Origin of the sequence: Acinetobacter lwoffii, from assembly GCF_049367455.1 — a bacterium.
GTDB classification, from domain to species: Bacteria; Pseudomonadota; Gammaproteobacteria; order Pseudomonadales; family Moraxellaceae; genus Acinetobacter; species Acinetobacter lwoffii_W.
In genome coordinates, this window is the sequence record NZ_JBMPXW010000001.1 from 2,387,768 (window position 1) to 2,411,162 (window position 23,395).

Annotated in this window: 22 protein-coding genes and 1 pseudogene; 16 read left to right on the forward strand and 7 right to left on the reverse strand. The window is 43.1% G+C overall.

All coding sequences use genetic code 11. The annotated features are described in order from the left end of the window. Positions 1-9 precede the first annotated feature (9 nt). From dapF to ACO1B7_RS11455, 4 genes are all read left to right on the forward strand, one after another. Entirely contained in the window at positions 10-855 is an 846-nt protein-coding gene (gene dapF / locus ACO1B7_RS11440; protein ID WP_129716706.1) for a diaminopimelate epimerase, read from the forward strand. 210 nt (positions 856-1,065) lie between these two features. Further along, positions 1,066-1,548, forward strand: coding sequence for an alpha/beta fold hydrolase (locus ACO1B7_RS11445; protein WP_420703703.1), 483 nt, complete (start codon positions 1,066-1,068; stop codon positions 1,546-1,548). Beyond that, on the forward strand, positions 1,549-2,484 hold the full coding sequence (gene xerA, locus ACO1B7_RS11450; RefSeq protein WP_005252485.1) for a site-specific tyrosine recombinase/integron integrase: 936 nt from the start codon (positions 1,549-1,551) through the stop codon (positions 2,482-2,484). A 231-nt stretch (positions 2,485-2,715) separates the two neighbouring features. After that, positions 2,716-3,099: a hypothetical protein gene (locus ACO1B7_RS11455; protein ID WP_005103897.1), complete on the forward strand. Its 384-nt coding sequence runs from the start codon at positions 2,716-2,718 to the stop codon at positions 3,097-3,099. A gap of 209 nt (positions 3,100-3,308) precedes the next feature. Here the strand turns inward: ACO1B7_RS11455 and ACO1B7_RS11460 are convergent, their stop codons facing one another. Continuing rightward, positions 3,309-3,803, reverse strand: a complete 495-nt coding sequence (locus ACO1B7_RS11460) for an Lrp/AsnC family transcriptional regulator (RefSeq protein WP_004645712.1) — start codon at positions 3,801-3,803, stop codon at positions 3,309-3,311. A 112-nt stretch (positions 3,804-3,915) separates the two neighbouring features. On the opposite strand from ACO1B7_RS11460, the gene ACO1B7_RS11465 reads away from it, so the two are divergent. The 6 genes from ACO1B7_RS11465 (at position 3,916) to ACO1B7_RS11490 (ending at position 11,357) form a co-directional block, all read left to right on the forward strand. Next, positions 3,916-4,521 (forward strand): LysE family translocator, encoded by a 606-nt coding sequence (locus tag ACO1B7_RS11465; RefSeq protein ID WP_085064932.1) that lies wholly within the window; start codon positions 3,916-3,918, stop codon positions 4,519-4,521. A 523-nt stretch (positions 4,522-5,044) separates the two neighbouring features. Beyond that, positions 5,045-5,797 (forward strand): electron transfer flavoprotein subunit beta/FixA family protein, encoded by a 753-nt coding sequence (locus ACO1B7_RS11470; RefSeq protein ID WP_129716703.1) that lies wholly within the window; start codon positions 5,045-5,047, stop codon positions 5,795-5,797. A gap of 18 nt (positions 5,798-5,815) precedes the next feature. Beyond that, positions 5,816-6,748 carry an FAD-binding protein gene (locus ACO1B7_RS11475; RefSeq protein WP_129716701.1) on the forward strand — a complete coding sequence of 311 codons (933 nt, stop codon included), beginning with the start codon at positions 5,816-5,818 and terminating at the stop codon, positions 6,746-6,748. 207 nt (positions 6,749-6,955) lie between these two features. Continuing rightward, positions 6,956-7,621: a hypothetical protein gene (locus ACO1B7_RS11480; protein WP_100357848.1), complete on the forward strand. Its 666-nt coding sequence runs from the start codon at positions 6,956-6,958 to the stop codon at positions 7,619-7,621. A 260-nt stretch (positions 7,622-7,881) separates the two neighbouring features. Then, a complete protein-coding gene (gyrA, locus tag ACO1B7_RS11485) occupies positions 7,882-10,863 on the forward strand; it encodes a DNA gyrase subunit A (protein WP_423090216.1) in 2,982 nt (993 codons plus the stop codon). Between the two features lie 68 nt (positions 10,864-10,931). Next, entirely contained in the window at positions 10,932-11,357 is a 426-nt protein-coding gene (locus ACO1B7_RS11490) for a hypothetical protein (protein WP_004280487.1), read from the forward strand. A gap of 27 nt (positions 11,358-11,384) precedes the next feature. On the opposite strand, the gene ACO1B7_RS11495 is transcribed toward ACO1B7_RS11490, so the two are convergent. The 4 genes from ACO1B7_RS11495 to ACO1B7_RS11510 are packed head-to-tail and all read right to left on the reverse strand — an operon-like array spanning position 11,385 to position 16,214. Next, entirely contained in the window at positions 11,385-12,485 is a 1,101-nt protein-coding gene (locus tag ACO1B7_RS11495; protein ID WP_423090217.1) for an ABC transporter permease, read from the reverse strand. Further along, entirely contained in the window at positions 12,482-13,612 is a 1,131-nt protein-coding gene (locus tag ACO1B7_RS11500; RefSeq protein WP_337971649.1) for an ABC transporter permease, read from the reverse strand. Before ACO1B7_RS11500 ends, ACO1B7_RS11495 begins: the two co-directional genes overlap by 4 nt. Next, a complete protein-coding gene (locus ACO1B7_RS11505; RefSeq protein WP_337971650.1) occupies positions 13,612-14,742 on the reverse strand; it encodes an HlyD family secretion protein in 1,131 nt (376 codons plus the stop codon). Before ACO1B7_RS11505 ends, ACO1B7_RS11500 begins: the two co-directional genes overlap by 1 nt. An 11-nt stretch (positions 14,743-14,753) precedes the next feature. Beyond that, positions 14,754-16,214 carry a TolC family protein gene (locus tag ACO1B7_RS11510; RefSeq protein WP_005093777.1) on the reverse strand — a complete coding sequence of 487 codons (1,461 nt, stop codon included), beginning with the start codon at positions 16,212-16,214 and terminating at the stop codon, positions 14,754-14,756. A 360-nt stretch (positions 16,215-16,574) separates the two neighbouring features. Between ACO1B7_RS11510 and serC the strand changes: the two genes are divergently transcribed. Both serC and ACO1B7_RS11520 read left to right on the forward strand, forming a co-directional pair. Then, positions 16,575-17,654, forward strand: a complete 1,080-nt coding sequence (gene serC, locus ACO1B7_RS11515; RefSeq protein WP_129717024.1) for a 3-phosphoserine/phosphohydroxythreonine transaminase — start codon at positions 16,575-16,577, stop codon at positions 17,652-17,654. A gap of 41 nt (positions 17,655-17,695) precedes the next feature. After that, the gene (locus tag ACO1B7_RS11520; protein WP_337971669.1) at positions 17,696-17,827 is read left to right on the forward strand and encodes a hypothetical protein; all 132 of its coding nucleotides are present in this window, start codon (positions 17,696-17,698) and stop codon (positions 17,825-17,827) included. 410 nt (positions 17,828-18,237) lie between these two features. Here the strand turns inward: ACO1B7_RS11520 and ACO1B7_RS11525 are convergent, their stop codons facing one another. After that, positions 18,238-19,170, reverse strand: a complete 933-nt coding sequence (locus ACO1B7_RS11525) for a hypothetical protein (protein WP_129717026.1) — start codon at positions 19,168-19,170, stop codon at positions 18,238-18,240. A 250-nt stretch (positions 19,171-19,420) separates the two neighbouring features. Between ACO1B7_RS11525 and ACO1B7_RS11530 the strand changes: the two genes are divergently transcribed. Together ACO1B7_RS11530 and ACO1B7_RS11535 are read left to right on the forward strand one after the other, a co-directional pair. Further along, a complete protein-coding gene (locus tag ACO1B7_RS11530; RefSeq protein ID WP_171054293.1) occupies positions 19,421-19,906 on the forward strand; it encodes a YaiI/YqxD family protein in 486 nt (161 codons plus the stop codon). A 21-nt stretch (positions 19,907-19,927) separates the two neighbouring features. Then, a pseudogene (locus ACO1B7_RS11535) lies at positions 19,928-20,841 on the forward strand (DMT family transporter). A 9-nt stretch (positions 20,842-20,850) separates the two neighbouring features. Here the strand turns inward: ACO1B7_RS11535 and ACO1B7_RS11540 are convergent. Then, entirely contained in the window at positions 20,851-21,414 is a 564-nt protein-coding gene (locus tag ACO1B7_RS11540; RefSeq protein ID WP_004731770.1) for a PilZ domain-containing protein, read from the reverse strand. Positions 21,415-21,440: 26 nt separating this feature from the next. On the opposite strand from ACO1B7_RS11540, the gene ACO1B7_RS11545 reads away from it, so the two are divergent. Further along, complete coding sequence (locus ACO1B7_RS11545; RefSeq protein ID WP_004731768.1) at positions 21,441-22,676, forward strand: lipoprotein-releasing ABC transporter permease subunit; 1,236 nt, start codon at positions 21,441-21,443, stop codon at positions 22,674-22,676. Beyond that, a complete protein-coding gene (gene lolD / locus ACO1B7_RS11550; RefSeq protein WP_005265821.1) occupies positions 22,669-23,352 on the forward strand; it encodes a lipoprotein-releasing ABC transporter ATP-binding protein LolD in 684 nt (227 codons plus the stop codon). Before ACO1B7_RS11545 ends, lolD begins: the two co-directional genes overlap by 8 nt. Positions 23,353-23,395 lie beyond the last annotated feature (43 nt).

The following is a 23,395-nucleotide window of genomic DNA, read 5'->3' on the forward strand; positions in this document are numbered from 1 at the left end:
TAAATCAGGATGTTATTAGAATTTACCAAGATGCATGGTCTGGGCAATGACTTTATGGTGGTTGATCTGATCAGCCAGCGTGCTTATCTGGATACTTTGACCATTCAGCGTTTAGCCAACCGTAACTTCGGCATTGGTTTTGATCAACTCTTGGTGGTTGAGCCACCCGATGTACCAAGTGCAGACTTTAAATACCGGATTTTTAATGCCGATGGTTCGGAAGTGGAGCAATGTGGCAATGGCGTGCGCTGTTTTGCTAAATTTGTGCATGATCGTCAGCTCACGACCAAAACCAAAATCAAGGTACAAACCAAATCTGGTATTGTTGAGCCTGAATTGGGGGCGAATGGTTGGGTACGCGTCAATATGGGCTATCCAAAATTTCTGCCACAGGAAATTCCATTCCTGGCCGATGCACCGGAAAGCCTGTATGACATCGATCTTGCTGGTGGTGAAAAGCTGACCATTGATGTGGTGAATATGGGCAATCCACATGCGGTGACGATTGTACCGGATGTGATTGCTGCCGATGTCGCACGTATTGGCCCACAAGTGGAATCGCATGCACGCTTCCCGGCACGGGTCAATGCTGGCTTTATGCAGATTATTGATGAAAAACATGCACGTTTACGCGTGTATGAGCGTGGTGTAGGCGAAACCTTGGCTTGTGGTACAGGCGCCTGTGCTGCCGCTATTTCAGGTATGCGCCGTGGTCTGCTTTCGAGTAAAGTCGAAGTTGAACTGGCAGGCGGCAAGTTGCAAATTGAGTGGAAAGAAGGTGATGTGGTCTGGATGACTGGACCAACGGCGACCGTATATGAAGGGCGTCTGGATTTACGTTATTTCCAGGGTTAAGCTTGGTTGCGCTTGAGAAAAAAGCACTGTCTGATCGATGGTGCTTTTTTTATGCTAGGATGGGAAAAACCGTAGAATTTGAACGAGATGAATACGCTTGTTTTCCTGCCGGGTGCTTCAGGAAGCCAGCACTTTTGGCAGCCATTAAGGGCAGTATTAACCAAATATACAGATTAGCAAGTCATTGCCTATCCGGGTTTTGATAGCATAGTGCCAAATTTAGCCACTCAAAAGCTGTATGATCTGCAAGAATTCGTGAAAGAAAAAATTGAGGACGATTCTATTCTGATTGCCCAGTCTATGGGCGGTGTCTTGGCCGTTGGGTTGGCACTTAAGCATCCACAGAAAATCAAAGGGCTGGTATTGTTGGCGACATCTGGTGGTCTGAATTTAAAAACATTTCATTGTGCAGACTGGCGAACAGATTATCGTGAACTGTTTAAAACAGCGCCGGACTGGTTTGAACAAGACCAAACTGAATTTAGCTGCGTTCAGCTCGCAAGTCTGGACGTTCCGATCTTGCTGATCTGGGGCGATCATGATCCTTTAAGCACTGTACAGCTTGGACAATACTTGGCAGGAATTTTTAAAAATGCAAAACTGTATACTATCCAAGGTGGAGATCATTTCTTTGCCAATTCTCATGCAAATCAGGTTGCAATGCTGATTCAAGATTATTTGGAGCAACTCTAAATGGAGCAAGCAGTGATTGTCCCACCTCAACTCTTGCTTAACATGTGGCTGAAAGAACGTGAAATTCAAAACCAGTCCAAACATACCTTGCAAGCCTATGAACGTGATGTCTCAGATTTTTTAGAGTTTTGCCAGCGTGAGCAGCTCAATTTAAACGATGTAGAAGCCACCGATTTACGCCAGTTTCTGGCTGAAAAAGTGGAACAGCATCAGCTCAGTCCTAGCAGCCTGCAACGTATGCTTTCGGCTATTCGTCAGTTTATGAAATGGGCCGAGCAGGCTCAGCATATGGCTTTTAATCCGGCGGATGATTTTCAGCTAAAACGTCAATCGCGTCCTTTGCCGGGCATGGTGGATATTGAAACCGTCAACCAAATTATTGATCAGCCTGCGCCTGAAAATGAAATACAACAGCAAATGTGGCTCCGGGACAAAGCGATGTTAGAATTGCTTTATTCCAGTGGGCTGCGTCTGGCAGAACTGCAAAGCCTGAGAATTAAAGATATTGATTTCAACCGGCAGTTATTACGCATTACTGGTAAAGGCAATAAAACCCGGATAGTGCCTTTCGGTTCCAAGGCCAAAGACAGCGTGATGGCTTGGTTGCAAGTCTATCCCTTATGGAATGGCGATTTTGTACCGGAGGCGAATGTATTTATTACCCAGAAAGGCAATCCGCTCGGTGCACGACAAATTGAAAATCGGGTCAAGTTTCAGGCGCAGCGCGCAGGCGTGAATGTAGATTTACATCCGCATTTGTTAAGACATTGTTTTGCGAGTCACATGTTATCGAATAGCCGGGACTTACGAGCCGTGCAGGAAATGCTGGGACACAGTAATTTAACCACCACGCAAATTTATACCCATGTTGATTTTGACCATCTGGCCCAGATTTATGATCAGGCCCATCCGCGTGCGCAGCATAAAGAAGATTGATCATGTGCCCAGTTTTAAAGAATAAAAATCATGAAAATTGTATTTTTGGCACAAAACTTTCATATATAAACCTTAAAATGGAATTGAACTGAACATTGGCGTTCGGGTAAGCATTTCACTATTGTCTTATTCGTTAAATGCGCCATTTCAGGTATAACAATAACTAGTATTTAATATTTAAAATGAAATATTGCTGAGTAGAGTCTCAGCATTTGACCGATGGGAGGTGACATGGACACACTGGTAATTGCAGATATAGAGCAAAAATATGCACAGTTAAGTGAAGCTCAAAAAGAAATGTTTGCAGGTTATGGTTTGCGACAAATCAAGCATTTTGTGGACATTAGCTTACCCAATCTTGAAGCGACCTTACCTGAAGGCGCCATCATTCAAGGGATTAATGCCGATGGAAAAGTTCAGGCCTTTAATGCGGCGACTAGGCAATACTATTTATGGATTTCTGATTTGCAATGGCAATTGTCGAATCGTGCGACCCAGGCAGTCGATTTAAAAGAAGATGCGATTGCAATTTGGCAAATTTTTGAATTGGCAGGCTATGAGCTGGTAGATTTAAGCCATGTACATCGTGATTTTTTAGCACAAGAAACTGAGTAAATTCTGAAGCATCCACATAACATAAAAATAAGATTCAGTCCTGTGATTTGGCTTTGCTCAAGAGGAAAAGGTTGTCTTCTATAGGCAACCTTTTCTTATAGTAGAACTTTCAATCTATGCGCTTACAGCACATGTTATGGTTTAAGCAAGCATACGATTATGCAAATCTTAAATTAAGAACATAGCGTCGTTGTCTAAAATCAGTTTGCCTATAAATCTTCTAAAGGCAGCTGGAAACTCTGTTTAATAATCTGACTCGGTAAATCTGTTTTGACACTGGTAATACCATTTTTTTTGGTCAAATGGGTCGACTGGAATTTCCGGTAACTTTCCAGATCAGGCACCACAACTTTCAACATGGCATCGCTCTCTCCCAAAATAATGTAGCACTCCATCACTTGCGGCAATTCTTTCATCGCCTCAATAAAGGTATCAATGGTTTCGGCATCCTGACCGACCAGCCAGATGCGCGAAAATAAAATCAGCTGAAAACCAATTTTTTGTTGGTCGACAATAGTCGTGTAATTCTGAATGACGCCTGCATCTTCCAGTAATTTTACCCGGCGTAAACAGGACGAAGGTGAAAGTCCGATTTCACGTGCCAGATCATTATTCTGAATACGGCCATTGGCTTGTAAATGTCGAATGATATTTTTATCAATTCGATCAAGTTTTACCCGCACAGACTTGGTGGATATTTTCATAAATTAGAATAATATTCGAAAAATAATACTTATTATAAAATAAATTGAAAGCCAATTTTGTAAAAAATCGCAGATACTTATTTCACTTTCTGGATTTTGAAAGGAAAAGGAAATGTCTGTATTTGTACTCTTTGCACTGACCGTGCTTCCCCTGATTTTTACGCCTGGACCCGATATGTTATTTATCCTGTCTCAAGTGATGGGTAAAGATGCAAAAGCAGGCATGATGGCAACCTTAGGGGTGTGTTGCGGTTATCTGGTGCATTCGATCCTTGTGGCACTAGGGATTGCGGCTATTATTGTCTCTTTTCCGGTGCTGTTTGAAACGATTCGCTGGCTCGGGATTGCTTATCTGCTGTATTTGGCATTTAGTTTACTTAAATCGGTATTCAGTAAAAACGCGCTGAACATTGAGAAAAAGACCTCAGCCAATCCGATTAAAAAAGGTTTTTTTACTGCGCTGTTAAATCCGAAAGGCATGTTGATTTATTTTGCGATTTTGCCGCAGTTTATTGATAAATCAGCCAATACTGTCAGCCAAGGTTTGATCCTGTCCTTTATTTTTATCAGTCTGATTTTTGTAGTGTATTGTAGCTTAAGTATTTTGTTCAGCAAAATCAGCCAAAAAACCCAAATGGATGAACGTAAACAAAAATGGGTAGATGGAACTTCTGGTGGTTTACTGGCACTTGCCGCAAGCTGGTTAATCATTAATTAATCGGATTGCAAAGAAGCATACTGTTCGCAGTATGCTTTTTTTATAATTGTGAAGATTTGAAATTAAATATTCACTTTGTCGGCGTAGAATTCAATGCGCTGGTTTATTATTTGGTCAATTTGTCTTTATATTAGGTTTAATTCGCTCTCAAAAAAAGCTCTGTCCAAAATGACAAAAGCTGACATACGTATATTCCGGCTGTTTTGCTGCAAGCTGCTTTAAATCAATTTAAATTAAATGTGATCAATCAAAACTTCTGATGTGATTAATCAGATAAAAAAATAATATAAATCAATGCTTAAATTTTAAGTAAATATTGATAGATTTCATTGTAATAAAACGATAACAATTAATTGTGAACGCATCGTTCAGGGAAAATTACGCATTTTTACAGCTCTTTGTTGAATTGTGACTTGACCGAAATGCCGTACACATTGCAAGATAGGGCACCTAAAAAAATTTAAGTGAAGAGTTACACTAACTTTTCTCAACATTTACATTTGCTAAAACAGCCGAGGATTACATGAAGGCTCTTGTTGCTGTAAAACGTGTGGTTGATGCCAACGTTAAAGTTCGTGTTAAACCGGACAACAGTGGTGTTGACTTAACTAACGTTAAAATGTCAATTAATCCATTCTGTGAAATCGCAGTGGAAGAAGCGGTTCGTTTAAAAGAAAAAGGAACTGTTTCAGAAATCATTGTTGTTTCTATTGGTCTTAAAGAAGCCCAAGAACAGATCCGTTCTGCAATGGCGCTTGGTGCTGACCGCGGTATCCTGGTTGAAGCTGATGACAGCCAACTGGGTGCGCTGGAAATCGCTAAAATTCTGAAAGGCGTTGTTGACGCTGAACAACCACAATTGATCCTTCTGGGTAAGCAAGCAATTGATGATGACTCGAATCAGGTCGGTCAGATGCTTGGCGCTCTAATGGGTGCAGGTCAAGGTACATTCGCTTCTGAAGTGAAAGTAGATGGCGATAAAGTACAAGTAACACGTGAAGTAGACGGTGGTTTACAAACTGTTGAACTGACACTTCCAGCAATCATTACCACTGACTTGCGTTTGAACGAGCCTCGTTATGCGGCACTTCCAAACATCATGAAAGCGCGTAAAAAACCGCTTGATACCAAGTCACCTGCAGATTTTGGTGTAAACCCTGCAACTAAACTGAAGACAGTGAAAGTTGAATCACCTGCAGAGCGTAAAGCTGGCGTACAAGTGAAGTCTGTAGACGAGCTTGTAGAAAAATTGAAAAACGAAGCGAAAGTGATCTAATACAGAAGGATAAAAATCATGAGTATTTTAGTTATCGCTGAGCACGACAACAAAGCATTAAACGCTGCTACTTTAAACGTTGTTGCTGCGGCGCAAAAAATCGGTGGTGATATCACTGTATTGGTTGCTGGTTCTGGCGCTCAGGCAGTTGCTGACCAGGCGGCTAAAGTTGCGGGCGTAAGCAAAGTATTACTTGCTGATGACGCTGCTTATGCAAACCAATTGGCTGAAAACGTGGCTAAACTTGTTGCTGAATTAGGTAAAGGCTATACACATATCCTTGCTGCTTCTACAACAACTGGTAAAAACATTTTACCACGTGCAGCTGCGCTTCTTGATGTGAGCATGATTACCGACATCATCGCAGTCGATGGTCCTAAAACATTCAAGCGTCCGATCTATGCAGGCAACGCGATTGCAACTGTAGAGTCGGGCGAAAATGTCGTACTAGCAACTGTTCGTGGTACAGCATTTGATGCTGTTGCTGCTGAAGGCGGTTCTGCCTCTGTAGAAGCTGCGACTGTTGCTGGCGATGCAGGCATTTCCAAGTTTATCAACGAAGAAATCGTGAAGTCTGAGCGTCCTGAATTAACAGCTGCTCGCATTGTGGTGTCTGGTGGTCGTGGTGTGGGTTCAGGTGAGAACTATCACGCGATCCTTGATCCATTGGCGGACAAGCTTGGTGCTGCACAAGGTGCATCACGTGCTGCAGTAGATGCTGGCTTCGTTCCTAACGATATGCAGGTTGGTCAAACCGGTAAAATTGTTGCACCTGACCTGTACATCGCTGTCGGTATTTCTGGTGCAATTCAGCATTTGGCCGGTATGAAAGAATCTAAAGTGATCGTTGCGATCAACAAAGATGAAGAAGCGCCAATCAATGCAGTGGCTGACTACTGGTTAGTTGGTGACTTGAACACTGTTATTCCTGAATTGGTTTCTAAAATCTAATTCCTGAATACAGTTTAGAAATACGCTCTTGCGCAAGCAGTGAAAGCAATGCTTTCCTGCTTTGCTCAGGAGCATTTTTTATGTCTTAACATTTGAATAAGTAATATTAATTACAACCTGTCTATTTTTTGATTGGTAATTTTAGCTATTGTATATTTCGTGTTAATATTACACTTTTATTAAGCTTGCCATTTTGGCGGAGTGCCCGTGAAATTTGATTTTCAGTTATCAGTCAGTATTTTGGTAATGATGATCTGCTGTCTGATTTTCCCTTTTCTCCCAAGTTTATCCCCTCCTTTGTTAGATGGTATGACTGTCACAGCAGTTGAGTCAATCCAAGCATTGATGTTGCTTGGTTTTGCAGTGCTTAGTTTTTTTTATATCCGTCCATTTGAATTAAGCCAAGGGCAAAAACAGTTCTGGCTCTGGTCAGTTGCATGGTGGATTTTACTGTTCGGCAGAAGTACCAGCTGGGGGCGTGACTATTTCCCGGAAGTTCCGAAAATTTATTTCCGTGGTATTTCGATCCTAGTCATTGCTCCTGTCGTTTTCATGCTGTTTTTAGCGCCTTTGCGTCATGAGATTGCGAATAAATTCAAGCATGCAAAATTTTCATTTTGGGCTTTAATACTGGCAGTTACCGGTTTGGTTATTTCAGATGCAATTGAGCATAATCGGTTTTTTATTCATATGATCTTTACAGAACTTGTTTATAAAGATCTGATGGAGGAGCTGTATGAATTTCCACTGATTATGGGGTTGTTTATGGTGGCTTATCCGTTAATGCAATGGGATTGTAAGAAAGCCAAACGGGCTGAACAGCAACGTGCAGAAGATGATTTGTCTGACGTAGACTCAAAAATCAGCATTTAAGCTGGCTATTCAAACACCTAAAAAATGAACCTCTGCTTGTAGAGGTTTTTTTAACACCTAAATTTTGTGAAGTGTTTAAAATTTCTACTAAAAATCCTATGGATACTTAGGGCTGAAACAGATAAATTTGGCCGGGATTATGCTATACTGTACGACTAAATTTTAATATTGGTTCAGCTTTTTTTGAGCCGATTTATAGCTGGATTTACGACATATAAATGCAAGCCAGATAGATCTGGCTTGTAGAATAAGGAGTATGCATGAGCGTATCGGAAATTAGACCGATTGCCATTGAGGATGAACTTAAAAGCTCATATCTCGATTATGCGATGAGCGTGATTGTGTCACGTGCATTGCCCGATGTACGAGATGGTTTAAAACCTGTTCATCGTCGTGTGCTTTTCGCAATGCACGAATTAGGCAATGACTATAACAAAGCTTATAAAAAGTCTGCACGTGTAGTCGGTGACGTGATCGGTAAATATCACCCGCATGGTGATTTTGCCGTATATGAAACGATTGTACGTATGGCGCAAGATTTCAGCTTGCGTTACCAATTGGTTGATGGTCAAGGTAACTTCGGTTCGGTCGATGGCGATAGCGCAGCAGCCATGCGTTATACCGAAGTGCGTATGCGTAAACTGACCCACGAACTGTTAGCGGATCTTGAAAAAGATACCGTCGAGTGGGAAGATAACTACGACGGCTCTGAGCGTATTCCTCAGGTCATGCCAACCCGTGTTCCGAACTTGTTGATTAACGGTGTGACCGGTATTGCAGTCGGTATGGCGACCAATATGGCGCCGCATAACATGACTGAAGTGGTGAATGCGTGTCTGGCCTATGCCAATGATCCTCAGATCAGTATCGAAGGGTTGATGGAACATATTTCTGGTCCGGATTTCCCGACAGGCGGTATCATTTACGGTAAATCAGGCATCGTCGATGCTTACCGTACCGGTAAGGGCCGTTTGCATATCCGTGGTAAGTACCATTTCGAAGAAGATCCGAAGAATGGCCGTACCACCATCGTATTTACTGAAATTCCATATCAGGTCAATAAAGCAAAAACCATTGAGCGTATTGCTGAACTGGTCAAAGAGAAAAAACTGGAAGGTATTTCAGAGCTTCGTGACGAGTCTGACAAAGACGGTATGCGTATCGCGATTGACTTGAAGCGTGGTGAAAACGCTGAAGTGATCGTGAACAACCTGTTCCAGAACACGCAACTTGAAAACTCTTTCAGCATCAACATGGTTTGTCTGGACAATGGCCAACCAAAATTGATGAACCTGAAAGACATCATTGCGGCATTTATCCGTCACCGTCAGGAAGTGGTCACGCGTCGTACCATGTTCGAATTACGCAAAGCGCGTGAACGTGGGCATATCTTGGAAGGTTTAACCGTTGCCCTGGCGAATATTGATGCCATCATCGAAACCATTAAGAGTTCTGCGAATCCGGCTGAAGCGCGGGAGCGTTTGCAGGCAGGTGAATGGGCAGGTGGCGGTGTTTTGGCATTGCTAGAAAAAGCCGGTTCAGTTTCTGTTCGTCCGGATGAGATTGAAGGTGAAGACCCAAGTCGCCCGTTTGGTTTGGATGGCGAGATTTATCGTTTGTCACCAACCCAGGTGAATGCAATTATGGAACTTCGCTTGCATCGTTTAACTGGTCTGGAACAAGACAAGTTACATGCTGAATATAGTGAAATCCTGTCACAAATTGCTGAACTGACTGCAATTTTGAATGACTTTAATCTGTTGATGAATGTCATTCGTGAAGAGCTTGCATTAATTCTTCAGCAGTATGGCGATGCACGTAAAACGTCGATTGTCGAGTCACGTATCGATTTCTCTCGTGAAGATCTGATTCCTGAAGAGCAAATGGTGCTGACGGTATCGAAATCAGGTTATGCGAAAACTCAACCATTGTCTGACTACGCTGCACAGCGTCGTGGTGGCCGTGGTAAGTCTGCGACCAGCATGAAAGAAGATGATTACATTCAACATCTGATTGTAACGTCAAGTCATGCGACGGTACTTTGCTTTACCAACGTTGGTAAGGTCTATCGTCTGAAAGTCTATGAAGTGCCGCAAGCCTCACGTGGTGCCAAAGGTCGCCCAATGGTGAACTTGCTGCCACTGGATGAAAACGAGACCATTACTGCGATCTTGCCTGTCATTGACGCGCCGAAGAAATTTAAAGAACGTCTGGCTGACTTCAAGGCATTTGTAAAAGCCAATGCAGCGCAGTTGCAAGCCAATGAAGTGATCAATGCTCATTTTGCCGAGCTTGAAGCTGCCCTGACTGAATCTGAAGATGGTGCGGATGATATTTCTGATGCATTGCGTATTCAATTGAAACAGTTGGGCTTGGAGCTTTCTGCAACAGACCTTGATGATGACATTATCAATGACTTTGCTCAGCAGGCTGAAGCGGTACGTAAAAACTTCTATGTGTTTATGGCGACTGAATACGGTACGATTAAACGTGTTGAGCTTGAACAGTTCTCAAATGTTCGTTCAAACGGTTTACGTGCGATTGAGCTGAATGGCGATGATACCTTGATTGGTGTAGCGATTACTGATGGCGAACAGCAAATCATGTTGTTCTCGAACGAAGGTAAAGCCATTCGCTTCGCAGAGACTGATGTACGTTCAATGGGCCGTTCTGCCAAAGGTGTACGTGGTATGCGCGTGACTATTGGTGCAGCTGCACAGCTAGAAGAAAATGATGAAACTGAGATCGAGTCTGATGACGAAGATGGTTCAGATTCAGCATTGATTAGCCGAATCGTATCACTGGTTGTTGTACCTGAAACTGGCGAAGTACTGTGTGCATCTGAAAATGGTTATGGTAAGCGTACTCCAGTAGATGATTTCCCGACCAAGAAACGTGGCGGTAAGGGCGTGATTGCGATCAAGACCTCTGAACGTAACGGTCAATTGGTGGGCGCTGTTGCCATCGATGCTTCTAAAGAACTGATGCTAATCTCTGATGGCGGTACACTGGTTCGTACCCGTGCATCTGAAGTGGCGCAAACCGGTCGTAACGCACAGGGTGTTCGTCTGATCCGCCTAGGTAATGACGAATTGCTGGTCGGCGTGGTTTCAATTGAAGCTGTTGAAGAAGACGAGTTTGTTGAAGCGATTGAAGGTGCAGAATCTTTAGTAGCAGAAACAGATGTAGCAGCTGAAACTGAGCAAGTTGCAAAAGATGGTGAAAATTCAGTAGAAGAATAAGTTTTTTACTGATAAAAAGGGCGCTTCGGCGTCCTTTTTTATAAACCTTGACTGCATAAGGGTAAGCGATGAAAACCAAATTAATGTTGTTGGCAGCAGCGGTTGCATTGACTGGCTGTAATTCAATGGACAATATTCCGAATCCGAGTCCTGAACAGGAAAAGGCGGCACAGCTGGCTTATGAGGATTTGCGTGACGGGAAATATGAGGAATTTCTGGATCAGTTAGAACCGCAGTTGCAAACCCAGTTTAAGGATAATGAAAAGCTGATGAAACGCTTTTCACGTTCAATTCCTCAAGGTGAATACAAGTCTAAGACTTTAATGACCAAAGAGATTGAAGAAGCAACCAATCAGCCTGGACAATATAAGGTCAGTTATGAAATTGCCTATCCGGAGAATCTGGTTCAGTATGATGTGAGTTTTGATAAGCCGAATGGTAGCAACAAGATTCGTAATTTCAATATTCAGGTCTTTGGCGAATCAAGTAAATAAGTGGAATAGGCGCATTGCTATAATGTTCTATCTGCTTTGATGACCAGAAATTAAACGTCGATAAGCCAAGAAAAAGCACATGCTGCCGATCATTCCAAGATAAAGCAATTTAGGCAAGACTAGTGCGGTAGGTACACCCATCTGATTGAGTTGAATAAACATCTGCACAATTTGGGTAGAGGGCAGGATTTCGCCAACGACTTGCATCCAGGTGGGCATGGCAGCATGCGGCCAGGCCGCACCAGATAAAAAGAACAGTGGAATAGAAGTGAATACAATGACATGCCCCGCACGTTCCGGCAGATCCAGAAAACTGGCAAATAGGCAGGTCATGCCAATTATCGTGTAGATAAAAACCGCAACAGCCAGCAGCATCCCGAGCAGGTTGCCACCACGTGGATAATCAAATAGCCAGAAGCTAAAGCCGAATAAATAGAAACATCCCAGACAACCAATGGTGAAGACCGCTAAACACATCCCAATCAATGCATTTGTGTTTAATTCTATTTTTCTTTCCCGATATACCAAAATCAGCATACTCAAACCCAAAAGAATGGTTTGGTGGATAATTAAAGGTGCAACCGCAGGAAAGACATAGCTGCCATAGCCGGACAGCGGATTAAATAAAGGAATTTGATGCACAGAAAGAGCAGGTGAAAAATCCGAGACCTTGCTAAAGCGTTCAGTATAGTCTGCCAAAGTTTGCTCAACTGATGTGGCTAAGCCCAGACCAATTTGTTTGGTCACTAAAAAGTTGGCAGTGCTTAAATACAGTCCAATTCCGCCTGTTTCACCATGCCTTAAGCTTTGCGATAAATTGTCCGGTAGTAACAAGATACCATCGGCTTTTTGAGATTCAACCCATTGTTTGGCTTCGGCAAAATTGCCGGTAATCGCCTCAATTTCCACATTGGGGCTTTGTGCCACCTGACCAATAATACGGGTGCTTAAGTTACTTTGTTCTTCATCGACAATAATAATGGGTAAGGCTTCAGCCTGCTGTGCCTGATAAGCGGTTGGATAAAAAAAGCTGTAAAATAAGACGGATAGAATAAGCGTGGTAAAGATCGTGCCGTGACTGACAATATCCTTGAAGCTTTGCAGATAGTAAAACCAGAGGGATTTCATTGGACTGCTCCTTTAGCTATTTTTTTAAGAAACAGATAAGCCAGCAGAGCGTAGACTAGGGCATAGATCAGCAGCATTAATCCAGCTTGCAGTGAAATATGCAATGGACTACCAATCACCCATTGTTCAGTTTGTAATTTGGCATAGGGCGTAAACGGAATAATATTGGACCAAAACTGGGTGAATAGGGGCGCATTATTTAAAGGGAGGGTCACACCGGCAAAGCTCAAAGATGAACCGCCATAGACCGCAATAATGCCAAAAGATTTGCTTAAATCTTTGGTCGCAAGAACCACTACACTGCTTAAAAATGCATAGGCGCTATATAGCAGAAATTGTGCCGATAGAATCAGAGCGAGCGAGCCGGCAACAAACCAGCCGCGAATTTCAATTAGCCAGAACATCCAGACCCAGGTCCATACACTAAAAATAGCCACATAGACCAGGTTCTTAGACAGTAATGCCATCCAGATGGACGAGTTGCTGACCCAGCTTGTTAAGGTCTGCCGCTTCAGTTCCTGACCGACGGAAAATGCCACACAACAACACAGCAGTAAATGCAGAATTGCCGGAATGATATAGGGTTCCAGATAGAATTCATAATTCAGCTGCGGATTATACAGCGGCGATATTTTGATATGCGGTGATGGTGCTTCGAGAGAAGGCAACCGGTTGCCCAGATATTGCTGTCCGCCAAATTCAGCCAGTGCTTGTAGGGTACTGACCAGCATGGCAGAGGAGATGGTATTTCCGATACTGAAATAACTCTGGTTAAAGGCAATACTGATGTCAGCATCCTGGGCACGAACCAGACGTTGCTCGGCACCGCTGGGAATATGGATATAACCCCAAATTTTATTTTGATTTAACAGGCGCTCAATTTCAGCTGTTTGTTCCGACACCGTAGCAATTTTAAGAGTATGATTCAGCGCCACATGCTGATAAATGCTTTGACTCAGCGCACTCTGGTCTTGATCAATAATCGCAATCGGTAAATGATCCGGTTTCCCTTGAGCAAACATGCTGCTGAATAAAATAATCACCAGTGCAGGTGCCAGCGTGACCAGACACAGATCCCATTTTTCGCGGAGCAGATAGCGCAGTTCGCGCCATATACCCGTCCACATTATCGGGTCTCTTTCAGTTTAAATAACACGCTCATCCCGACTTTGAGTTCAGGAATCACTGGTGTGGGCACAAGATGCAGCTTAAAACTGCGCACATCATAACCGCCGGTTTGACGTGTGGTCTTAATGGTGGCAAATTCACCTTCAGCACTGATCTGTCTAATTTGAAAAGTGGCGGTTTTATCTAGGGCGGGAATATAACCTTCAATACTGCTCATTTTCTGAAATGGGGCATATTGGTCTTCACGAATATTCAGGCTCACCCACATTTGATCTTCAATCAGGCTGACCACAGGGACTGCGGTGGCTACCAGCTCCGAGACTTTGCCATAGGTTTTAGACACCGTTCCGTTTACAGGTGCTACTAATTGGGTTTCTGCCTCTAATGCATTGGCTTCATCTAGCGCAGCCTGGGCAATATCTACCTGTGCATCGGCAGAACTCTTTTGCTGCGAGGTGCTGCCACGTTTGGCACGTGCGTATTGCTGATACGCTGCTTCTGTCATTTGTGCCGCTGATTGACTGGCTGCATACAATTCATCACGGCGCTGGCGTGAAATCACACCTTCCTTAAATAAATTTGCACCACGCTCATAAGAAACTTTGGCTAAATTTTGCTGTGCTTTCAGCGATTGCCAGTTGGCATACAGGCTGGCGATATTTTCTTCTTGCGAGCCACGTTCAGCAGTCGATTGTAAGGCCAGCGCAGATTGTAAAGCCGCTGCGGCTTGCTGTTTTTTGGCCTGAATTTCCGGGCTGTTTAAGCGCACCAGCACATCGCCTTTTTTGACCCGCTGACCTTCTTCTACATAAATTTCTTCAATACGGCTTGGCACTTTGGTCGCCACCTGAACTGTTTCAGCTTCTACACGACCCTGCAATTCAAGCGGAGCCGGTTGGTAGCTTTTCCACAATCCAAAAGCGATGACTGCCAGCAGAACTGGAATCAGGGCCAGCAATAAATATTTTTTCTTTTTAGCGATTTCAGGAGCTTGTTGTTGCTCGGTCGAAGTCGTCGCGTTATTTTCTATTTCAGTTTTTGTTTCTACCTGTTGCGCAGGCGATTTTTCTGTATCGCTGGATAAAGCCGCTTCATTCACAGGATCATTGGGTTTTTGATCTTCGTTCATGTTCGGCTCCATTAGCGAATAGAGTGAGTGTTGGTATGTTGGATGTAGTTCGGAAATTCTGCAATCGAACCATGGCTTTGTAATAGGGTGGCCAGTGACATCACATATTTGTAGGCATTCAAGGCAGTTTCAGCTCGTAGTCCGCTCAGCATGTTTTGTGCATCGATGACCTGTGTGGCGGTGCCCATATCTTCTTTAAAAGACAATTCTTGGATGCGTAAATTTTCCTGTGCGGCTTTCAAGTTTTGTGCCAGAAGCGCATCACTTTGCTGTGCACTGAGTGCTTCGCTATAAGATTTATAAATCAGATTTTCAATTTCCTGCTGGGTGCGTGCAGTGAGCAATTCTGTGGCAGAGCGTTTGAGTTCGGCAGCCTGAATATTTTTGTTTTTATCGATGCCAGAAAACAGGTTATAGCGTGCGGCAACTCCGACAATCCAGTTTTCATTTTGATCCAGACTATATTCGCCAAAAGCAAAAACATTCGGTTTTTTTGCCGCTTGCTGGGCTTTGACATTGGCTTGAGCCAATTGGGTATCCAGCTGCATTTTTTGAATCAGCGCAGAGTTCTGACTAAAGGTTTTCAGCAGATGATTTAAGGCCTGTGGCTCGGTTTTATTGACAAATAAAGGCGTTGAAAGCTCAGTGATGCTACTTTCTTGAAGCAGATTATTCAGCTGGAACAGCGCAGCATTCAAATTGGCTTGCGTGTTTTGCTGGCTGCGTTCGGCATTATTACGTGCCACTTCAAATTGCATGCGCTGGCCTTTACTGATAAAACCTTGCTGTTCCATCTTTAAGGCATTGCGATAATGTTGTTGCATGGCATTCAGGTTAAATAGTGCTGCTGCATGCAGTTGCTTTTGAAGCTGTACATTAAAATAACTTTGAATCAGTTCAAAACGCTGCGTATCTTGCTGCTGTTTGTTGCTGAGCTGACTACGACCGACCTGAATATTGGCGATTTCTTTAGCGCTGCTTGTCAGTCCACCGGTATAAAGCGGCATCATGACTGAAACCGTCGGGCGAATCACCTGATCATCCAGCACGACATGCGAACTATCAGGAATTAAGCCAACTCCATTTTGAATAGGTTGTCTTAAACTATTTTTTAGCGGGTCAGCCAGATCACCTAAGTTCAGTTCATCAATTCTATTATTGACACCATCCGTTAAGGATTGCTCTAAATTATTTTTTAATGCACCTAAAGGCAGATCGAGTTCATTATGAAAGGCATACGCACGAACATTCAGATCGACACGCGGCAGACCTACGCCTTTTACTGCTTCAGCTTCAAGTTTTGAAGCCTGCTCCAGACTTTGATAGGCTTGGCTGCTATAAGAGTTTTGCAACAACTGACGTTCAGCGTCCTGAAAGCTGATGCTCTGCGCATGAGCAAAGCTGCCATACATCATCGATGCAAGCAGATTTAACCCCCAGACAAGCTGTCTTTTATTTTTCTTTAAGTTCATAAAGTCGCTAAACTGATTTAAAGCCGGTGATGTTATCCGGCTAGTATAAATCAAAGGTTCGCAGATAGAACTAGTGTAAAGTTATAGTATTGTTTCTTTTACATCTGTATTTCAAATACTTATCGGCTGTTTTTGAGAGAATATCCAGAATTAAAAAAAGGCTTAATCTTGAATATTTTCAATTGTGAGTGCAAAGATGATAAAAACAGCAGGTTAAAATACTGGTCAATTTATCTTGTGAATCTACATTGATTTTTTGACTCTATCTTGACTCATAGATTGAAATAATTTTGTGCAAGACCCTGCCAGATATGGTTAAATGCCATCATTTTATTGTGTTTCACTCTGAAAGGAAAAATCATGCGCGCGTACAACTTCTGTGCTGGTCCTGCTGCATTACCGACTGCCGTACTTGAAAAAGCTCAAGCTGAAATGCTTGACTGGCATGGCAAAGGTCTTTCGATCATGGAAATGAGCCACCGTAGTGCCGACTATATTGCCATGGCTGAAAAAGCGGAAGCAGACCTGCGCAAACTCATGAATATTCCTGAGAACTACAAAGTATTGTTCTTGCAGGGTGGGGCATCACTACAGTTCTCGGCAATTCCATTGAACTTGCTTGGCAAAAACAACAAAGCAGACTATATCGATACCGGCATCTGGTCTGAAAAAGCTTTGAAAGAAGCGCAACGTTATGGCGATATCAATGTTGTAAAAGCAGGTATCCAAATTGATGGAAAATATGCGATCAGTGCCCAAAGCGAATGGAATCTTTCTGATGATGCAGCTTATGTGCATTATGCCGATAATGAAACCATTGGCGGTCTGCAATTTGCTTCAATTCCTGAAACAGATAAGCCATTAGTGTGCGACTATTCATCAAGCATTTTATCTGCACCCTTAGAGGTCTCTAAATTTGGTTTGATCTATGCTGGCGCGCAAAAGAATATCGGGCCTGCTGGCTTAACGCTGGTGATCATTCGTGATGATCTACTTGATCAAGCTAAACCTGAAATTCCAAGCATCTTGAAATATGCAGATCAAGCGAAAAATGGCTCAATGGTCAACACACCATCAACTTATGCATGGTACTTATCTGGTCTGGTATTCGAGTGGTTACTGGAAAATGGTGGCGTAGAGGCCATGCACAAGGTGAACCTTGAAAAAGCTAACTTGCTTTATGGTTATATTGATCAAAGCGATTTCTATGCGAATCCAATCGCAAAAGCAAACCGTTCAATCATGAATGTACCATTTACCTTGGCCAATGCTGATCTTGAGAAACAGTTCCTGAAAGAAGCCGAAGCGCAGCATTTATTGAATCTTGCCGGTCACCGTTCAGTGGGTGGTATGCGCGCAAGTATTTATAATGCTGTGCCTTTAGAAGGCGTGCAGGCATTGGTGAACTTTATGGATGACTTTGCCAAACGCAATGGTTAATTCCTGAAACGAAAAAACCCAGCACAGGCTGGGTTTTTTTTATGAGTACAATAATTTTAGAAAATAAAAGTATGCAGGATGAATCCGCAGATCAGCATCCCCAACATGAAAAAAAGGCAGGACATCATATCAATATTATAGCGGGAGCTAAGATGATGCTCAACCTGTTGTAATGTTTCTTCTTGCACGATTTTCATAGATATTTATTGTCCGATCTATTTATCGTTAATACTAATTTGTTGTGAGTATTTTTATCATAAAAAATTGATTAAATAAAGTACATTTTTGATTAAAGAGCATAAATTTTAATTTTATTTAAATATTAGATTTGCATGACATCTGATTATTTATATGAGAAATCAAATGCTTATTTTTACAAGATTTTTAAGGTTATTTTAAATATTTAAAATGAATTCATTTGAATTTAAAAATGTGGATAACTTGGTTTTTAATGAATTTAAATACATTATTAAGCGAGAAAATATGTATAAAAAATAATCAAAAATTAAAATGACAAATAAGAATATAGATGGATTAAAAGAAGATACCCATCAAAATGAATATCTTCTTTATATGTTTGAACTTAGGCCGCTTTTCTATAAATATTGGCCTGAATCCACAAGTTGCCACGAATATACTGACCAATCTGGAAGTTTTTGAACTGGTCATTCCGCGTTGCAATCCGGATCAAGGTCGCAGGCTGGTCTTCTTCATGAATCAGGGTGACATCATACAGGGTGTAGTCCTGATCCATAAACTGCATGGTGGTTTTACCGACAATATTGCCCTGGAACCAGGCTTCATCTTCCTGACCCATAGTTTCGCCATATAGATAAGCCACCATTTTAGAAAAATCTACGGTTACAGGTTCTTTATCTTCTTCGGACTGCGGCTGCCAAGCATCAATCTGTTCCTGCAAATTATCTGGGGCCACACCATTATTGGCAGCCAGAATATCATTCAAGGCACGGTGGTGCTTGATCGAAGCCGGATCATCAACCACCAGATGCTCATGATCTGCGACCGCTTCAAGTTCATAGGCCCAGCCATTCAGATTTACCACATAGGACTGGTCTTTTTCATAGTGCGGGTGATTGACGCTATACAGGCTATCGAAAGCGTAAATAATATTGTTAGCACCCAGATTCAGGCGCAATACAGCCTGAGTATTGGATTTACAGCTAATAATCCGGTCAATCGTGGCTTTCACCTGATAAGGACTGTCAAAGCACGGAAATGCAGTTTTTACCGCTTGAGGTTTGTTGTTTTCGACGGCAATCACCTGACTCAACTGTACCGCAGCTTTACTCGGTCCCTGAATCAGCCAAGTCTCTGCATCCATATCACATTCTTGTGTACAAAGGCCCATCGGCATGATTGGTTCATCAAGAGCTTTGCCTAACCACTGTGGTACATCTGTGCCCGGATTGTCGGTGAGCAAGGTCCAGTGTTCGACATGACTACCGAAATTTTGATCATCAATGGTGATGATCTCTGGGCTATTCTGATTTTTCATATGCACAATTGATCTTGGATGATGTATTTATAGTTAATCGAGGGTCATTGCGATTTTTCAAGTCAATCGAATGAATTTTAAAATTAAAATGCCAGTCAAATTAAGTCAATTTTTTTTCTCGTGTGAATCACGCCAGTTTTACCGGGCACATACTTTTTAAAATAAAGAGGGCAGATGCAATGAAAATGGAGCGATTTAATCATCAACCTGATCACTGCAATTTGCTAGAATAACCATGATTTATACCTTAATGGGAAGCCCTGTGTTGCCATTCAAACTTTGGGTCGATGCCGATGCATTGCCCCGTATGCTGCGAGATGTGATTATTCGTGCTTCGGATCGCTATCAGCTGGAAGTCACTTTTGTTGCCAATCAGCCGGTAGGTATTACACCTTCGGTCAGAATTAATTCAATTCAGGTGATGAGTGGGGCGGATGCTGCAGATAAAGAAATTATTCTGCGTATGAAAGAGCATGATATTGTCATGACCCAAGATATTCCCTTGGCTGCGGAAGTGATTGAAAAAGGCGGAATTGCGATTCATCCCCGTGGTGAAATTTATACTACGGCCAATGTCAAAGCGCGCTTACACCTGCGCGATTTTATGGACAGCTTACGCGGAGCTGGCGTGCAAACGGGTGGGCCACCCCCGATTTCAGAACGGGATAAACGCGAATTTTCCAGCGCACTCGATCAGACCATCCAAAAACAAAAACGTAAAACTTCCGCGCTTTAAGCCTTATTCAGAGTGACTCGCATGCCCACACAAACCAATATGATTGCCACCTATCTTTTATTGGTTTTTATCTGGGCAACGACACCGCTAGCTATTGTCTGGAGTGTGACGGATTTGCATCCGCTCTGGGCTTTGGCATTGCGTTTCTTTTTGGCTTTACCTTTTGCATTTACCTTGTTGTGGCTGTTTAAAACCCGTTTTCCCTTAGATAAATTATCCATGCACAGTTACCTGGCAGGTGCATGTAGTTTTATCGGCTCACAGATTTTCACTTATCTGGCCACGGATTATCTGAGTTCAGGCATTATTGCCCTGATGTTCGGACTGGCCCCGATTATTACCGGCCTGATTGGCCGTTTCGTTTTTCAACTCAAACTCTATCCTTCACAGTGGTGCGGCATGGCAATTGCACTGCTGGGACTGGGGATTATTTGTGTGGGTGGCAAAGATCAGCATATTCAGCCCGTGGGCATCGGCCTGATGTTACTCAGCGTGTTTATTTATTGTGTGTCAATGTTCTGGGTGAAAAAGGTCAATGCACCTTTGCAGCCCATGGCACAAGCGGCTGGTTCGATCGCGGTTTCAGCCCTCATGGCCTGTGCCATGCTGCCTTTTATCTGGCAATTTGCGCCTACCCAGATGCCACAGGCGAAATCACTGATCGGACTGGGATATGCTGTGGTGATGGCTTCACTGATTGCCATGTTCTGTTATTTTAAACTGGTGCAGAAAATCAAGGCGACGACCTTGTCTTTGACCACAGTGCTGACACCGATGCTGGCTTATTTGTCGGCGTACTTCTCAATGATGAAAAACTATCCGGTGCAGCAGTTGTTAGTGTCGGCATTTTGCTGGCGGGTTTATTGTTATATTTTTCCAGAGAAATTAAAGCCAGCTATGCTGCCCGCCTGCCATCAACAAACCAGCACCACTAAGTCAGCGATTTAAGCAAAGTCGGCTTTGACACATTCACCCAGTTTGACACGATCTTGTGGATGCATGGTAATAAAATACGCACCTGTCCGATATTTACCATTTTCTTCTTCGCGACTGTAGGCCACCTGAGCGGTTGCTGCAATATGGAAGAAATTTTCCGGATGACTCAAAGTCACGTGCAGATAAGTGCCTTCAGCGATAGGACGCTCATTAAAGAAGCTAAAACCGGTTTCTGAAAAGTTCACCTGTTCCGGTACAGGTAACATGCTTTGTACAATTGCGTCATACAAAGAACCGGTAATAAGGTTTAATTTTTGGTTGAATAAGGATAAGATTCGAGCAATTTGTTGATCTTTTTCAGATAATTGTTCTAATTCGTAGTTAACCGCATGATCAAATTGATCTAGTTCTGCAAGTAGTAGAAAATAGCGGGGCAACACGAAGTTAGGATCGTAAGGATCATTCAAGGCAACATCATCGGAAATAATCTGATAATTAATTCGTAAGGCAGCATCGATTCGAGACATGACGCGTCTTTCCGCAAATCCGTTTGGATGCTGTACATTTTCCATAATTTATTACCTCGGACTAGATGGTTATGTTCAAACCAATCTCGCTGTATATAGGGTTGAAATATACTCGCGCACGGCGTAGTAACCACTTCATTTCTTTTATCGCGTTGGTCTCAATGATCGGCCTTACACTCGGTGTGGCAGTCCTCATTACAGTCTTGTCTGTGATGAATGGTTTTGACCGAGAGTTGAAAAATCGTGTCTTGGGAATGATACCTCAAGCGACTGTTTCCTCGACGCAAATTTTAACAAATTGGCCTGAACTTGCAAAGCAGATTGAGCAGCATGAACATGTCCAGGGGGTTGCACCTTTTACTCAATTACAAGGTATGCTGACCGCACAGGGTCAGGTCGCTGGCATCATGGTCAGCGGGATTGAACCCGAGTATGAGAAAAAAGTTTCGATCATACAAAACCATATGGTTGAGGGCAGTATCGACAGCCTTAAAAAAGGTGAATTCGGTATTGTTTTGGGCAAGCAAATGACCGATGCCATGGGTGTAGGTTTAAACGACAATATTACCCTGGTTCTGCCAGAAGCCACCCCTTCACCCGCCGGTGTCGTCCCACGTTTTAAGCGTTTTAAAGTCGTGGGAATTTTCAGTATTGGTGCTGAAGTCGACTCAATGATGGGTTATATCGCTTTAAATGATGCGTCAACTTTACTGCGTCTACCGGATGGTGCGCAGGGTGTGCGGATGAAACTGGATGATATTTTCCTGGCACCACAAGTGTCTCAGGAAATTGTGCGTGATTTACCGGCGAATTTCTATGCTTCGGACTGGACGTATACCCATGGTAATCTGTTCAGCGCGATTCAGATGGAAAAAGCCATGGTCAGCCTGCTTTTATTCCTGATCGTTCTAGTCGCGGCATTTAATATTGTGTCTTCACTGGTGATGGTGGTGACGGATAAAAAATCGGACATTGCTATTTTACGAACTTTGGGTGCTTCACCTGCCACCATTACCAAAATTTTTATGGTACAAGGCACCGTGATTGGGGTCATTGGAACTTGCGCAGGAGCTATCCTCGGAATTATTGCGGCAACCAGTATCAGTAGCTTTATTGGGTGGCTGAACAATACTTTAGGTCTGAATATGTTTGATGCCTATTTTATTAACTACTTACCTTCGTATCTGCGCTGGCAAGATGTTCTGGTGATTGTAGGCTTGTCACTGGCACTTAGTTTTGTCGCGACGATTTATCCGGCTTTACGTGCAGCAAAAATTCAACCGGCAGAGGCATTGCGTTATGAGTAATCTGATTTTAGATGCCCAAAATATTCACAAGTCCTTTACCGATGGTAAATCCACTGTCGATGTGATTCGTGGCTTGTCGCTACAGGTAAAAGCGGGTGAATTTGTCTCTATTGTCGGTTCAAGTGGTTCAGGTAAAAGTACCTTATTACATGTTCTGGGCGGGTTGGATCGTCCGACTTCGGGTCAGGTCATGGTGAATGGTCGCCGTTTTGATACCTTGTCTGAAGCAGAACGCGGTTATGTGCGAAATGAGCATTTGGGCTTTGTTTATCAGTTCCATCACCTGTTGCCAGAATTTACCGCACTGGAAAATGTAGCGATGCCACTGATGTTACGCGATAACATGAAATTCAAGGAAGCCAAACAACAGGCCGAATATTTGCTGGAACGCGTGGGGCTTTCGCATCGTTTAACCCATAAGCCGGGTGAATTGTCTGGCGGTGAACGTCAGCGTGTAGCCTTGGCGCGTGCGGTAGTGGGTAAACCTAAACTGATGATGGCCGATGAACCGACCGGAAATCTGGATCGCAAGACTGCAGCAAAGATTTTTGAACTGCTGACCGAATTACAACGTGAGTTCAATATGGCGATGCTAATTGTGACCCATGATGAACAATTGGCGCATGCGGCCGACCGGATTTTGCATATGCAGGATGGTCTCTGGATTGAAGCATAAATAACGAGAATATTCGCATTTGATTGAAGCTCACTCCGGTGGG

What these genes read in the sequence shown, in the direction of transcription:
- dapF (WP_129716706.1), top strand. Translation starts at nt 10, where the DNA reads ATGTTATTAGAATTTACCAAGATGCATGGTCTGGGCAATGACTTTATG.
- xerA (WP_005252485.1), top strand. Translation starts at nt 1,549, where the DNA reads ATGGAGCAAGCAGTGATTGTCCCACCTCAACTCTTGCTTAACATGTGG.
- ACO1B7_RS11455 (WP_005103897.1), top strand. Translation starts at nt 2,716, where the DNA reads ATGGACACACTGGTAATTGCAGATATAGAGCAAAAATATGCACAGTTA.
- ACO1B7_RS11460 (WP_004645712.1), bottom strand. Translation starts at nt 3,803, where the DNA reads ATGAAAATATCCACCAAGTCTGTGCGGGTAAAACTTGATCGAATTGAT.
- ACO1B7_RS11465 (WP_085064932.1), top strand. Translation starts at nt 3,916, where the DNA reads ATGTCTGTATTTGTACTCTTTGCACTGACCGTGCTTCCCCTGATTTTT.
- ACO1B7_RS11470 (WP_129716703.1), top strand. Translation starts at nt 5,045, where the DNA reads ATGAAGGCTCTTGTTGCTGTAAAACGTGTGGTTGATGCCAACGTTAAA.
- ACO1B7_RS11475 (WP_129716701.1), top strand. Translation starts at nt 5,816, where the DNA reads ATGAGTATTTTAGTTATCGCTGAGCACGACAACAAAGCATTAAACGCT.
- gyrA (WP_423090216.1), top strand. Translation starts at nt 7,882, where the DNA reads ATGAGCGTATCGGAAATTAGACCGATTGCCATTGAGGATGAACTTAAA.
- ACO1B7_RS11490 (WP_004280487.1), top strand. Translation starts at nt 10,932, where the DNA reads ATGAAAACCAAATTAATGTTGTTGGCAGCAGCGGTTGCATTGACTGGC.
- ACO1B7_RS11495 (WP_423090217.1), bottom strand. Translation starts at nt 12,485, where the DNA reads ATGAAATCCCTCTGGTTTTACTATCTGCAAAGCTTCAAGGATATTGTC.
- ACO1B7_RS11500 (WP_337971649.1), bottom strand. Translation starts at nt 13,612, where the DNA reads ATGTGGACGGGTATATGGCGCGAACTGCGCTATCTGCTCCGCGAAAAA.
- ACO1B7_RS11505 (WP_337971650.1), bottom strand. Translation starts at nt 14,742, where the DNA reads ATGAACGAAGATCAAAAACCCAATGATCCTGTGAATGAAGCGGCTTTA.
- ACO1B7_RS11510 (WP_005093777.1), bottom strand. Translation starts at nt 16,214, where the DNA reads ATGAACTTAAAGAAAAATAAAAGACAGCTTGTCTGGGGGTTAAATCTG.
- serC (WP_129717024.1), top strand. Translation starts at nt 16,575, where the DNA reads ATGCGCGCGTACAACTTCTGTGCTGGTCCTGCTGCATTACCGACTGCC.
- ACO1B7_RS11520 (WP_337971669.1), top strand. Translation starts at nt 17,696, where the DNA reads ATGAGTACAATAATTTTAGAAAATAAAAGTATGCAGGATGAATCCGCA.
- ACO1B7_RS11525 (WP_129717026.1), bottom strand. Translation starts at nt 19,170, where the DNA reads ATGAAAAATCAGAATAGCCCAGAGATCATCACCATTGATGATCAAAAT.
- ACO1B7_RS11530 (WP_171054293.1), top strand. Translation starts at nt 19,421, where the DNA reads ATGGGAAGCCCTGTGTTGCCATTCAAACTTTGGGTCGATGCCGATGCA.
- ACO1B7_RS11540 (WP_004731770.1), bottom strand. Translation starts at nt 21,414, where the DNA reads ATGGAAAATGTACAGCATCCAAACGGATTTGCGGAAAGACGCGTCATG.
- ACO1B7_RS11545 (WP_004731768.1), top strand. Translation starts at nt 21,441, where the DNA reads ATGTTCAAACCAATCTCGCTGTATATAGGGTTGAAATATACTCGCGCA.
- lolD (WP_005265821.1), top strand. Translation starts at nt 22,669, where the DNA reads ATGAGTAATCTGATTTTAGATGCCCAAAATATTCACAAGTCCTTTACC.